The organism is Neobacillus sp. PS3-34, from assembly GCF_030915465.1.
Classification (GTDB): Bacteria; Bacillota; Bacilli; order Bacillales; family Cytobacillaceae; genus Neobacillus_A.
Genome location: NZ_CP133267.1, coordinates 328,524 through 340,823, shown reverse-complemented (window position 1 = coordinate 340,823; position 12,300 = coordinate 328,524). Strand labels below are relative to the sequence as shown.

General features: G+C 39.0%; 15 protein-coding genes and 1 pseudogene. 14 read left to right on the top strand and 2 right to left on the bottom strand.

From position 1 onward, the window contains the following. The first annotated feature begins 11 nt into the window (after window positions 1–11). The 8 genes and pseudogenes from RCG23_RS01860 to RCG23_RS01825 all read left to right on the top strand — a co-directional run bounded on the left by RCG23_RS01860 (window position 12) and on the right by RCG23_RS01825 (window position 5,769). A complete protein-coding gene (locus tag RCG23_RS01860) occupies window positions 12–350 on the top strand; it encodes a hydrolase (protein WP_308178339.1) in 339 nt (112 codons plus the stop codon). Between the two features lie 181 nt (window positions 351–531). Then, on the top strand, window positions 532–1,362 hold the full coding sequence (locus RCG23_RS01855) for an STAS domain-containing protein (protein WP_308178338.1): 831 nt from the start codon (window positions 532–534) through the stop codon (window positions 1,360–1,362). 259 nt (window positions 1,363–1,621) lie between these two features. Continuing rightward, complete coding sequence (locus tag RCG23_RS01850; protein ID WP_308178337.1) at window positions 1,622–1,981, top strand: MarR family winged helix-turn-helix transcriptional regulator; 360 nt, start codon at window positions 1,622–1,624, stop codon at window positions 1,979–1,981. Window positions 1,982–2,039: 58 nt separating this feature from the next. After that, a pseudogene (locus RCG23_RS01845) lies at window positions 2,040–2,437 on the top strand (DoxX family protein). A gap of 170 nt (window positions 2,438–2,607) precedes the next feature. After that, complete coding sequence (locus RCG23_RS01840) at window positions 2,608–3,546, top strand: ring-cleaving dioxygenase (RefSeq protein WP_308178336.1); 939 nt, start codon at window positions 2,608–2,610, stop codon at window positions 3,544–3,546. A gap of 23 nt (window positions 3,547–3,569) precedes the next feature. After that, window positions 3,570–4,178, top strand: a complete 609-nt coding sequence (locus RCG23_RS01835; RefSeq protein ID WP_308178335.1) for a flavin reductase family protein — start codon at window positions 3,570–3,572, stop codon at window positions 4,176–4,178. A 38-nt stretch (window positions 4,179–4,216) separates the two neighbouring features. Next, window positions 4,217–5,161 carry a ring-cleaving dioxygenase gene (locus RCG23_RS01830; RefSeq protein ID WP_308178334.1) on the top strand — a complete coding sequence of 315 codons (945 nt, stop codon included), beginning with the start codon at window positions 4,217–4,219 and terminating at the stop codon, window positions 5,159–5,161. After that, window positions 5,161–5,769, top strand: coding sequence for an alpha/beta hydrolase (locus RCG23_RS01825; RefSeq protein ID WP_308179944.1), 609 nt, complete (start codon window positions 5,161–5,163; stop codon window positions 5,767–5,769). Before RCG23_RS01830 ends, RCG23_RS01825 begins: the two co-directional genes overlap by 1 nt. A gap of 159 nt (window positions 5,770–5,928) precedes the next feature. On the opposite strand, the gene RCG23_RS01820 is transcribed toward RCG23_RS01825, so the two are convergent. After that, a complete protein-coding gene (locus RCG23_RS01820) occupies window positions 5,929–6,681 on the bottom strand; it encodes a TPM domain-containing protein (RefSeq protein WP_308178333.1) in 753 nt (250 codons plus the stop codon). Further along, window positions 6,681–7,256 (bottom strand): LemA family protein, encoded by a 576-nt coding sequence (locus RCG23_RS01815; protein WP_308178332.1) that lies wholly within the window; start codon window positions 7,254–7,256, stop codon window positions 6,681–6,683. The genes RCG23_RS01820 and RCG23_RS01815 overlap by 1 nt, the downstream gene beginning before the upstream one ends. A gap of 307 nt (window positions 7,257–7,563) precedes the next feature. Here RCG23_RS01815 and RCG23_RS01810 point away from each other — a divergent pair, with 307 nt between their 5' ends. From RCG23_RS01810 to RCG23_RS01785, 6 genes are all read left to right on the top strand, one after another. Beyond that, entirely contained in the window at window positions 7,564–7,827 is a 264-nt protein-coding gene (locus RCG23_RS01810) for a zinc ribbon domain-containing protein (protein WP_308178331.1), read from the top strand. A 116-nt stretch (window positions 7,828–7,943) separates the two neighbouring features. Continuing rightward, window positions 7,944–9,155 carry an NO-inducible flavohemoprotein gene (hmpA, locus tag RCG23_RS01805; protein ID WP_308178330.1) on the top strand — a complete coding sequence of 404 codons (1,212 nt, stop codon included), beginning with the start codon at window positions 7,944–7,946 and terminating at the stop codon, window positions 9,153–9,155. Window positions 9,156–9,379: 224 nt separating this feature from the next. After that, window positions 9,380–9,643, top strand: a complete 264-nt coding sequence (locus RCG23_RS01800; RefSeq protein ID WP_308178329.1) for a DedA family protein — start codon at window positions 9,380–9,382, stop codon at window positions 9,641–9,643. Window positions 9,644–9,696: 53 nt separating this feature from the next. Next, window positions 9,697–9,885, top strand: a complete 189-nt coding sequence (locus RCG23_RS01795; protein ID WP_308178328.1) for a DedA family protein — start codon at window positions 9,697–9,699, stop codon at window positions 9,883–9,885. Further along, window positions 9,813–10,694 carry a phosphatase PAP2 family protein gene (locus RCG23_RS01790; protein WP_308178327.1) on the top strand — a complete coding sequence of 294 codons (882 nt, stop codon included), beginning with the start codon at window positions 9,813–9,815 and terminating at the stop codon, window positions 10,692–10,694. Before RCG23_RS01795 ends, RCG23_RS01790 begins: the two co-directional genes overlap by 73 nt. 118 nt (window positions 10,695–10,812) lie before the next feature. After that, window positions 10,813–11,370 (top strand): hypothetical protein, encoded by a 558-nt coding sequence (locus tag RCG23_RS01785; protein WP_308178326.1) that lies wholly within the window; start codon window positions 10,813–10,815, stop codon window positions 11,368–11,370. The last annotated feature ends 930 nt before the right edge of the window (window positions 11,371–12,300 follow it).

The window sequence follows — 12,300 nt, the reverse complement described above, 5'->3', positions numbered from 1 at the left end:
GAGTGGTTTAGATGAATGAAAAACAAAGCTACTATGTAGATATCGCGACCGGGGAAATCATGAAGGACCCATATGGGTGGGAGTGGACTTTTAAAGTGGAAGCAACAGACAAAGAAATCAGCCTCTTAAGGGAAATGTTTGACGAAAACTATGAAACGGATTGGGAAAGCTTTAACAGGGCTCATGTTCCTTTCCTTGAGTATCACCATGACCCTCAAAATGATGAGTACGATGATCGGATGATATACATTTACGCAATGATTTATAAGCTGGGGGACGAAAAGGCCAAGAATCATATTGAAGATATGGGTATCTTGGAAAGGCATCTTCGCAGTGATAACAAGTCATAAGTAATGAAAAGTCATTGTCAGAGTCTCTTATTAGGGACTCTTTTTTAATGGACAAATAAAGAGGTCCACTTGCTATGACGGCGGGCTGGAAAATGGAAAAGGATTCATTTCTATCTATTATGGTAACTAGGGTGTAAAATATGAAATATCATAGATTATAGATAATATGGGGGAAAATCGATTGAACCGTTTTGATTTATTAGGTGAAGTAATAATAAATAATAGCTATAATATGGCTAAAAAAATAAATATAGTGTTGACAAATGAATTCAGCCATGAAGAAATGATTGTCAGTGAAGACGCCGAAGCTCTGCATCAGTGGAGGGCTAAGCTGATCCAGTTAATTGGAACGGCAATCAAAGAAAACACGAATGAAAGCGTATGGGCTCAAGTTACAGAATGGGCGAAAACGACTGGTGAAGGTGCTGTAAGAAGAAACCTGCCAATGGACGAATCGCTTAAAACATTGTCCTCCTACAGGATTGTGATTTTGGAGGAAATTGAAAAAGAGGTAAAGGACCTTACTTTAAGCGGAAACGAACTAATAAGAATTAATTATGTCATCGATCCTTTATTGGATCATGCGGGATATATATTTAGTACATCTTTTGTTGATTTCCACCGCCGAACCATGGACTTAGCCCAAAAGGCAATCCAGGAGCTTTCTGTACCTGTCGTAGCCTTGTCTGATGAAGTGGCGATACTCCCGCTGATTGGGGAAATGGATACTTACAGAGCAAGAATATTAAAGGAAACGTCTTTGAAAAGATGTTCTGAGCTGGGAAATCTATATTTGATTATGGATTTATCAGGTGTGCCAATCGTAGATACCATGGTTGCAAACGAAATTTTCCAGGTAATCAGCTCACTGAAGCTGATAGGAGTAGAAACCGTTTTGACAGGGCTGCGTCCTGAGGTAGCACAATCCATGGTTCAGCTTGGAATTAGTTTTGAAGGAACGATTGTGAAAAATAATTTAAAGAGTGCGGTAGCCTATTTGAATAAAAAATAACATCTTTGAGAATGGCAGCTTTTCTGTGGAAAAGCTGTTTTTTATTTTGAAAAAGCTATGCCCATTCTCTTATGAAATACACGCATAGGAAAAAGCACATATAAAAAAATGTTATTGACACAAAAGTTTATAAGTATTATGATTATCTCGAATTAAAGATATTTGAATTCAAGGTATTATCTGGAGGTGAAATATATGGAAAGTAAATGCACGAATTTGCCCTATCTGGTATTAATGCAAACATCTAAATCAGGAGCGAATGAGGCTAGAAATAATCAAAAAGAATCTAAGTATTACGGAATTTTCTGTTTTAGAAGTGCTTTACAATAAGGGAAAACAAACCATTCAACTAATTGGAAACAGCATACTAATATCAAGTGGGTCAATGACATATGTTATCGATAAATTAGAACAGAGAGGCTTGTTAAATCGAAGTGCATGTCCTGATGACCGTAGAGTAATACATGTAACATTAACGGATGAGGGCATTGATTTGATGAAGGAAATCATGCCGAAACATCAGGAATTGGTTGATTATATGCTTGGTTCTTTAAATGATGATGAGGCTGAGATAATGGTTAAACTGTTGAAAAAGATAAGTAAAAGAGTAAAAAGTTGATTTTTTTTGAAAATATATCTCGAATTCGAGATAAAAGATAATTTTGGAGGATTTTATGATGATAAATCTTGGTTTATTAATAATTCGTTTGGTAATTGGCGTACTATTCGTGGGTCACGGTGTACAGAAATTATTTGGTTGGCTCGGTGGTTATGGATTAAAAGGTACAGGAGGATGGATGGAATCTATTGGTATTAAGCCAGGAGTAACCATGGCTCTTCTCGCAGGATTGGCAGAACTTATTGGAGGAATTTTGTTTGCTTTAGGACTCTTAACCCCACTTGCAGGAATTATGATTGCAGGTACCATGGTAATGGCTATTGTAAAGGTGCATGCTCCAAATGGATTATGGACAACATCAAATGGATATGAATATAACCTAACTTTGCTTGCAGTTGCGATTGGTATAGCATTAATAGGCCTGGTCAATACGCTCTAGATGCTTTTATTTTCTAAAATATCTCGAATTAGAGAATCTTAAATTATTACAAGTATTACGGGTTTTAAATACCTTAGTAGGAACAAAATAAGGTATCAAGTCCCTTTAGAAAACTTTGTTTGTGGGCATTTGCAGGAAGCTATGATTAAAGATTAAGAATTTATACAAGCAAAAGGAGTTTACGAAAATGACTAAGAAAACAATGGGTATTCACCATATTACAGCAATCGTAGGTCATCCCCAAGAGAATGTAGATTTCTACGCAGGAGTTTTGGGGTTGCGTTTAGTCAAACAAACTGTAAATTTTGATGATCCAGGTACTTATCACCTTTATTTCGGGAATGAGGGTGGAAAACCAGGAACAATTATTACATTCTTTCCATGGGCAGGAGCTCGTCAAGGAATCATTGGAGACGGTCAAGTAGGAGTCACTTCTTATGTTGTCCCTAAAGGTGCCATGGAATTTTGGGAAAAGAGACTAGAAAAGTTTAAGGTTCCTTTTACTAAAATGGAACGCTTTGGAGAGCAATATTTGGAATTTGATGATCCACACGGACTTCACTTGGAAATTGTTGAAAGAGAAGAAGGAGAAGTCAATACATGGAGTTATGGCAATGTAACACCTGCGGTTGCCATCAAAGGATTTGGTGGAGCAACTCTATTATCGACCAAACCTAACAAAACGGCGGAATTGTTAGAAAAGGTAATGGGACTTGAACTCATTGGAAAAGAAGGAGATTTCACCCGTTTTCGTTCTTCAGCCGACATCGGAAATGTAATCGACCTAAAATTAACTCCGATTGGACGTGGGCAAATGGGTGTGGGAACAGTACACCACATTGCTTGGCGGGCTATTGATGACCAAGATCAATTGGATTGGCAAAAGTATGTTGCAGCGAATGGATATGGTGTGACTCCTGTAAAGGACAGAAATTATTTTAATGCCATTTACTTTAGAGAGCAGGGGGAAATTCTATTTGAAATTGCGACTGATCCTCCAGGATTCGCCCATGATGAATCACAAGAGACTATGGGAAAAGAATTGTTGTTGCCTTCACAGTATGAGCCTCATAGAGGGCAAATTGAACGAGCGTTGCTTCCGTTTGAATTAAGAGAAATAGACTGATTTTACGAAAAGGAATGATATCTTTGCTTTCGATTGATCCATCCAAAAATACCGAAAGAGAAAATTATAAATTTCTAATAGGAAGCATTATACCTAGACCTATAGCTTTCGTCACAACGATTTCGAAAGATGGTGTTTTGAATGGTGCACCATTTAGTTATTTTAATATCGTGTCTTCTAATCCCCCGATGATTTCATTAGCTATACAACGGTCAGAAGGGAGACAAAAGGATACAGCGAGAAACATCATCGAGTCAAAGGAATTTGTGGTCCATATAGTTGATGAACAAAATGTTGAAAAAGTGAATAAAACAGCTGCAAATCTCCCTCCTGATCAAAGTGAAATTGAGTTAGCAAATTTAACTCCAGTAGAGAGCTTAAAAATTTCTGTTCCAGGAGTTAAAGAAGCCAAAGTTCGAATGGAATGTTCATTAGAACATTCATTAGAATTGGGAGGTTTAGACTCACCGGGGTGTGATTTTATCATAGGAAAAGTTCTTCAATTTCATATTGATGATGAAATCTATGAAAATGGAAGAATAAATCCAAAGGGTCTGGCCGCTGTAAGTCGATTGGCTGGTACGAATTATGCAAAAATCGGTGAGATTTACTCAATAGATAGACCTAAATAGTTCTTTTTCAAATCGTCTACGAATGGGGAGGACATACATTGCTAAAAACAGCAGGTATCCATCATATAACAGCGATGGTTAACGATGCACAAAGGAATATTGACTTTTATGCAGGTGTACTTGAGTTAAGGTTGGTCAAAAAAACCATTAATTTTGATCGTCCAGAAATGTATCATCTTTATTTTGGAAATGAATATGGACAACCAGGAACTGTTATCACTTTTTTCCCATGGACTAAACAGCTAAAAGGTCGCATTGGTACAGGTCAGGTCGGAGTTACTAGTTACATTATTCCAAAGGATTCAACTGAATTTTGGGAGAAACGACTAGATAAATGTGGAATTATTTTTTTTGCCTCTGACCGTTTTGGAGAACGATATTTGAAGTTTCAAGATCCAGACGGTCTCGAAATTGAACTAGTAGAACGAGCTGTAGGACAAATAAACAATTGGACCTTTGGAGAAATCCAATCAGAGAATGCTATTCAAGGGTTTGGTGGAGCTACCTTAATTTCAACAAAGCCTAATAAAACAGCAGATGTACTTGAAAATGTATTGGGACTCGAATGCCTTGGACAAGAAGATGGCTATCTGAGGTTTAAATCGGAAGCACAGCTTGGAAATATCATTGATATTAAGCTAACTCCTTCAGTACGTGGTCTTATGGGAGCTGGAACTGTTCACCATATTGCTTGGAGAGCAAAGGATAATGAGGAACACAGGGAGTGGAGATCACTACTTCTGGAAAAAGGTTATTATCCGACAGAAATTCATGATCGAAATTACTTTAAAGCTCTATATTTTCATGAAGAAGGAGGCATCCTCTTCGAAATTGCAACTGAACCGCCCGGCTTTACAGTTGATGAACCATTTAATAAGTTGGGACAAAAGCTCATGCTACCTTCTTGGTTAGAGTCAAAGCGAGCAGAATTAGAAGAAACCTTACCTTCTGTGGAGGTTCGTGTTCTGGAGGGAGATAAATGATGAAACACATATTTAATAAGGGAACAGATTCAACAAAACCAACTTTATTATTGCTTCATGGTACGGGTGGCAACGAATTAGACCTGTTGCCTCTAGCGGGAAGAATTGATGATGAGGCTTCAGTATTAAGCGTCCGAGGAAATGTATTAGAAAATGGAATGCCTCGATTCTTTCGAAGATTAGCTGAAGGTGTGTTTGATGAAGAAGACCTTATTTTCCGAACAAAAGAATTAAATGAGTTTCTTAATGAAGCAGCAGAAAAGTATGATTTTAACCGAGATAATATTATTGCTATTGGTTACTCAAATGGAGCAAATATAGCAGCGAGTTTATTATTTCACTTTCAAAATGCCTTAAAGGGTGCGATTCTACATCATCCAATGGTACCGAGAAAAGGAATAGATCTTCCCGATTTGTCAGGGAAGTCTGTATTCATTGCTGCTGGGACCAATGATCCAATCTGTTCACCAATGGAATCTTCTGAACTACAATCGTTATTAGAAAAGGCTAATGCGAATGTAGAAATTCATTGGGAGAATAGAGGTCATCAACTAACAGCTGAAGAAGTAGATGCTGCAGCCAAATGGTATCTAAATAAAGCTTATTGAAGTTATATCGCTGATTGCCTTAAAACGTTGTACCAACAAAAAATAAGCACTGCGATTTCATATGGAAATGCAGTGCTTTTATTTAGGTTTTTATCGCTGTGAGTCTTCCATATCGGCTTTATCATAGTAAAGGGGGTTTTCCACAATTCCTACCAGCCCCTACCAGCCCCTGCCAGCTCCGCCGCCACCGGATGAACCGCCACCGCCGCTTCTTGGTCCACCGCCACCGCCACCCCTGCCGCCTCCACCTCTGCCAAGAATGGAGAGAAGGGCGAAGGAGAGAGTGCCGCCAAAAAACTTAAAGTCGATAAACAGAAATCCGATGACAAGGACAATAATCAGCCAGGAAGGGATGGAGGTACCCTGGTGTTGTTGCTGCTTTTCAGGCTCTATCTTAGATTCTTGATTTTTGCCAGTCACTTCATTAGCAATTGCTTGATAAGTATGGATTACTGCTAGATTTGGCTGGCCTGCTTTTAGATATGGTAAGGTATACTGGTCAAGGATGCTTCCAGCCTTGCCGTCCGTAATGACACCCTCAAGGCCGTAGCCGACTTCGATCCGAACCTTCTTATCCTTCATTGCCAGTACGAGCAAAACGCCGTTATCCTTTTCTTTAGTGCCAAGGCCATAAGATCGATAAGCTTTATTGGCGAATTCATCAATATCCATGCCACCCAACGAATTAACAGTCAGGACAGCGATTTGATTGGTTGTCTTATCATCGATCGATTTGCCATAACGAATGAGTTCGACTTTTTCCTGGGGAGAGAGTACATTAGCAAAGTCCTGGACGTAAATATCTCCAACGGGCGCTGGAATTGGGTTTGCCGCTGCTGAGGCAGAGGAGCCAAGCAGCGGGGTGGAAAACAGAATGAAAGTGAAAAGAGCCAGGACTCTTTTAAAGATCATTACCCGTTTCCTCCGAAGTCCACTTTTGGTGCCTCTTGCGCTCTTGGATCTGCTTTAAAGTATTGCTTTTGGTCAAACCCGGTCATACCTGCTATGATCGCTCCAGGAAATCTTTTCACTTTCTTGTTATAAACCGCGACTTGTGCATTATAATCTCTGCGGGCAACGGCCAGGCGGTTTTCAGTTCCTGCCAGCTCGTCCATGAGACGTGTAAATTGCGCGTCAGCTTTTAAATTCGGATAATTTTCCACCACAACAAGCAAACGGCTTAAAGCGTTTGAAAGATCGGCGTTTGCAGTAGCTTCCTCCTGCGGTGTTTTTGCTCCAGCTAGGCGTGCCCGTGCATCTGAAATCGATTGGATAACCCCTTTTTCATGTGCTGCATATCCTTTAACCGTTTTTACGAGATTTGGAATTAAGTCCAGCCTTCTTTGTAATTGGTTTTCAATTTGCGCATAAGATTGGTTTACATCTTCCTCGGCATTTACAAAGCCATTATAGCTGCCCATTAGCATGACTGCTATTATGACGATGATACCGACAATGATCACACCAGTGCCTAATCCTTTTTTCATTTTTGCCACTCCTAATTCTGTAGGCTCTTTTCTTCAAATTGATGCAATTTGAAACATAGTATTAACCGGTAAGTGATTTTTTGACCATGTTCCATAACAACAATCTATGCAAAACCAGCCTTATTTTATGACTATGTAAGGTATCTTTCCCTACTTATTAAGACTTTTAAACCAGGATGGTATTGCGGGGTTGGAGATTCCGTTCAAAGCAAAAAAAGAGGTATAGCTGCCAGAAGTTTTTTCTCTTGTTGTTATAATGTGTTTTGATTATTAAAATGGAATTATGTTATTAGAAAGAGGTGTACCAATGAGTATATATAAAAATTGCCAGAGTTGCGGAATGCCATTATCGAAGGATGAAAAAGGTGGAGGAACAGAAAAAAATGGTGATAAGAGCAGCAAATACTGCAGCCATTGCTATGAAAATGGAGAATTTGTGCTGCCCAATATTAATTCTGATGAAATGAAGCAGCGGGTGGAAGAAAAAATAGCCGAGGCAGGCTTTCCAAAATTCCTGGCACGGTTATTCACTAGAAATATACATAAGCTGGAAAGATGGAGTACTAAATAACCATTTTTTAAAAAAATATTCTAAAATAACACTCCGTGTGATTTATATCACTTAATTCTAGTGAAATGTTTCATATAATCACTATGCACACAGTGAAAACATAAGGAGTGTTTCGTTTGTTAAATCAAAAAACCATCGACATCATTAAATCTACTGTACCTGTATTGGAAGAACACGGTGAAAAAATTACAACTACTTTTTATCAATTAATGTTCAGCAGCCACCCTGAACTATTAAATATTTTTAACCATGCCAACCAAAAGCAGGGCAGACAGCAAAAAGCGCTTGCTGGAACTGTTTATGCTGCGGCAAAATATATTGATAATCTTGGTGCGATCATTCCTGTCGTGAAGCAAATCGCCCATAAACATAGAAGCCTTGGTATTAAACCAGAGCACTATCCAATTGTAGGAAAGCACTTGCTTTTAGCTATTAAAGAAGTATTAGGAGAGGCTGCAACAGATGAAATCATCAATGCTTGGGCTGAAGCTTATGGTGTGATTGCAGATGCGTTTATCAGTATCGAAGCAGATATGTATGATGAAGCTGCCAATCAGACTGGCGGCTGGGATGGCTTTGGCCGTTTCGTTGTCGATAGAAAAGTAAAGGAAAGCGATGTGATTACATCCTTTTACTTTAAACCTGTAGACCAAAACAAGATTGCCGTTTTTCAGCCAGGACAATATATTAGTGTGAAAATTACGATGGAAGGTGAGGAGTACACTCACATCCGCCAGTATAGCCTTTCTGACTCTCCTGGTAAGGACTATTACCGTATTAGTGTAAAAAGAGAAGCTGGTACAGCCAATCCTGACGGGCTTATTTCAAACTATCTGCACGAAAAGGTTAACGAAGGCGACATCATTTTATTAAGTGCTCCTGCTGGTGATTTCGTATTGGATACTGAAAAAAATAATCCTGTTGTCCTTTTAAGCGGTGGTGTGGGGCTTACACCGATGGTAAGCATGTTAAAAACCATTGCGGAAATTCAGCCTGAGCGTGATGTGACTTTTATCCATGCGGCAGCGAATGGAAATGTACATGCTCTAAGGGACGAGGTTGCATCTCTTAAAAAGGAAAATGTAAAATCCTACGTTTTTTATGATTCTCCTTCTGAAGAAGACCGCAGCCAGGGACTTTTTGATGTTGAGGGCTATGTTACTCGTGACTGGCTCGAGAACAACGTCGATGCAAAACACGCTGACTTCTATTTCTGTGGTCCAGTACCTTTTATGAAATCCGTTAACCGCTCATTAAAGGAAATGGGCATTGAGGAAGAACGAATCCATTTTGAATTTTTTGGCGCAAAGGGCAGCTTGGAAGATTAATTTTCAATCAATAAACCGGTTTCCATTAGGAGACCGGTTTTTGTATCTATATTTTTTTATAAAAAACGACAAAAAATTTAATCATCTTTATTGAGTTCCTGTCCATCCAATACTATAGTAAGTAAGTAGGGGTTTTTATTGTTCAAAAATTATGTTTTTATCATATAGATAAAATGCCCAAACATAAGAATTACGTTACAACGGAAAGAAAGGGGCTTTCAAAATTGCATGTTTTTATTACTTTCATGAACGAATATGGTTATTTAGTCCTTTTTCTTGCTCTGTTTTTAGGAATCCTTGCTGTACCCCTGCCTATTGAGGCGATGATGGGGTATGCGGGACTGCTGGCTTTTCAGGGACAGATGAACTGGATGGCAGCCATCCTTTCAGCTGGACTAGGGGGAGCTGCTGGGATGTTTGCAGCATATTGGGTTGGATATAAGCTGGGGATGCCTTTCTTTGAAAAATATGGCCGCGCATCCATCTAGGTCCGGACCGGCTTGAAAAAACATCCTCCTGGTTTAAAAAATACGGCAATAAATTGCTTATTATTGCTTTTTTCATTCCTGGCGTCCGCCATATGACAGGCTACTTTTCAGGTATCACACGCATGCCTTTCAGAACATATGCGGTCTATTCCTTTACCGGTTCTTTTATTTGGGTTTCGACGTTTATTTTGCTCGGGAAATTGCTTGGCCAAAATGGGCAGAATACCACGATGCAATTTTAAAATATTTGTTGATTGCGGTCATTTTAATCGCAGTAATCATTCTTTCTATCTATTTATTCAGAAGATATAAGGAACAAATCATCCACGGGTGTACCAATGCCATGGAAAAAGTATTGGAAACATTCCGTACGAGAAGAAGATTTAAGTTCTTCATGATCACTGTATCTGTCGTTACCTTACTTTTTGCCATTATTATGATTGGCATGATTGAGGATTATGTTGGAAATGAATTTAATGATTTTGATAAAGTTGTAAGCCTTCTTGTAGCTGTGATTTTTAAAGGGCAAATGGATTTGCTGATGAGCATTTTTATCGGGCTTGGCAAAAATGAGTGGCTAATTGTTATGATTATTGCGACCCTCTTCTGGATAATATGGAAGGGCAGGGATAAGCCTTTAGAAATTTATTTCCTGTTTATTACGGTTGCCGGCGGGGAACTGTATGAGGAAATGTTGAGAAATACCTTCCACCGGCTTGCACCGGGGGAACCGTCCATTTTAGACCGTTTCCCATATAGTTTTCCAAGTGAGCAATCACTGATGGCTTTTGTCATATATGGTTTTTTCTTTTTTATCCTGCTGCGCCATAGCCGTAATTTGAAAGTGCATACTTTTTTAATCATTGGCTGGACTTTTCTTGTGCTATTCCTGGGTATTGGACGTATCTATTTTGCATCTCAAGTTCCAAGCCAAATAGCAGCTGGTTATGTTTTTGGAGTGGTATGGCTGGGCTTCTCCATTCTCCTTTTGGAATTGTTCCGCGTTCTGACATCGATAGAAGGCGTGAAGAAGAAGTCGAAGATGCAATAAACATCAAAAGCGGCGGAGCACTGTAGGTGGATTACTCTAAAATATGTGAAAATAACACGAAAAGTTAAAACCTATAAATTGAAATGATTCCAACTTAGATAAGTAGGGGAAGGATTTTATGGATAAAAAAGTAATCGAAAAATGGATGAAGCTCCTTTCTATAGTTATCATGGCAGCCGGGGTCATCGCTATATTAATTGGAGTAATCGATTTTGGAAACACACTTAAGCTTTTTTTTAGCGGAGAAAGACCTGCCAAGCTTTTCAAGGGCATCAATAAAAATGTTGGTACCATAGCAGAAATAACGGGGATTACAGCCGGTGTTCTCTGGCTGTTGCGCAAAGTCTGGGTTGAAATAAAAAAAAGGAAATTGCCTTTTAGCGATTGGATCCAGCAGTTCTACTTAGTGGTGAAAAAACACCATATCTTTATTGGTGTGATCACGCTGATTGCTGCCTTCGCACATGGGTTATATTTCTACCTATATGCAGGCAAGGACGATGATTGGCTGGTTTATAGCGGAATAGCTACCTTTATCTCATTGATTATTCTGGCTTTGCTGGGCTGGAATCATCAGCTGAACAAAAGGACCAAGAAGAATGTGTCTACTAAAAAGAGGCATATCTTTTTAGCCATCGTTTTTGGAATTCTATTTTTGATTCACTTGAATCTTTAAACTAAATGACCGTTAAAAATGACCTATGAATCGCATATGTCATTTTTTTTTGAACAGAAATTTATCTTTAAAAGGCAAAACCTCGCTTTGAGCGGCGGAATCTCGAGAATAAGGTCTTATTGGACAAAACCCGGCGTAGGAGTAGAAGAAATGTCCAATAGAAGGGTCTTATTGGACAAAACCCGGTGTAGGAGTAGAAGAAATGTCCAATAGAAGGGTCTTATTGGACAAAAGCCGGTGTAGGAGTAGAAGAAATGTCCAATAGAAGGGTCTTATTGGACAAAACCCGGTGTATGAGTAGAAGAAATGTCCAATAGAAGGGTCTTATTGGACAAAAGCCGGTGTAGGAGTAGAAGAAATGTCCAATAGAAGGGTCTTATTGGACAAAACCTGGTGCATGAGTAGAAGAAATGTCCAATAGAAGGGTCTTATTGGACAAAACCCGGTGTAGGAGTAGAAGAAATGTCCAATAGAAGGGTCTTATTGGACAAAACACGGTGTATGAGTAGAAGAAATGTCCAATAGAAGGGTCTTATTGGACAAAACCCGGTGTATGAGTAGAAGAAATGTCCAATAGAAGGGTCTTATTGGACAAAACCCGGTGTATGAGTAGAAGAAATGTCCAATAGAAGGGTCTTATTGGACAAAACCCGGTGTATGAGTAGAAGAAATGTCCAATAGAAGGGTCTTATTGGACAAAACCTGGTGCATGAGTAGAAGAAATGTCCAATAAAAGATCTCTTATGTACAAAAGCCCTCTTGAAGACAAAACTCATCAGAAGAACAATCAAACTGTCCCCAATAAGCCCTCTTGAGGACAAAACCTCTCAGCAGACCAATCAAACTGTTCTTAATAATCCCCAGTGTTAAATCGGCCAAACAGGATGTTATTATTATTTGAAAAAATCACCTTGAAACAGAAACCTTTAC

Bases quoted from the DNA above. Each gene is read 5' to 3' on its own strand.
- RCG23_RS01860 (WP_308178339.1), top strand. From the start codon at position 12: ATGAATGAAAAACAAAGCTACTATGTAGATATCGCGACCGGGGAAATC.
- RCG23_RS01850 (WP_308178337.1), top strand. From the start codon at position 1,622: ATGAGGCTAGAAATAATCAAAAAGAATCTAAGTATTACGGAATTTTCT.
- RCG23_RS01840 (WP_308178336.1), top strand. From the start codon at position 2,608: ATGACTAAGAAAACAATGGGTATTCACCATATTACAGCAATCGTAGGT.
- RCG23_RS01825 (WP_308179944.1), top strand. From the start codon at position 5,161: ATGAAACACATATTTAATAAGGGAACAGATTCAACAAAACCAACTTTA.
- RCG23_RS01820 (WP_308178333.1), bottom strand. From the start codon at position 6,681: ATGATCTTTAAAAGAGTCCTGGCTCTTTTCACTTTCATTCTGTTTTCC.
- RCG23_RS01815 (WP_308178332.1), bottom strand. From the start codon at position 7,256: ATGAAAAAAGGATTAGGCACTGGTGTGATCATTGTCGGTATCATCGTC.
- RCG23_RS01810 (WP_308178331.1), top strand. From the start codon at position 7,564: ATGAGTATATATAAAAATTGCCAGAGTTGCGGAATGCCATTATCGAAG.
- RCG23_RS01785 (WP_308178326.1), top strand. From the start codon at position 10,813: ATGGATAAAAAAGTAATCGAAAAATGGATGAAGCTCCTTTCTATAGTT.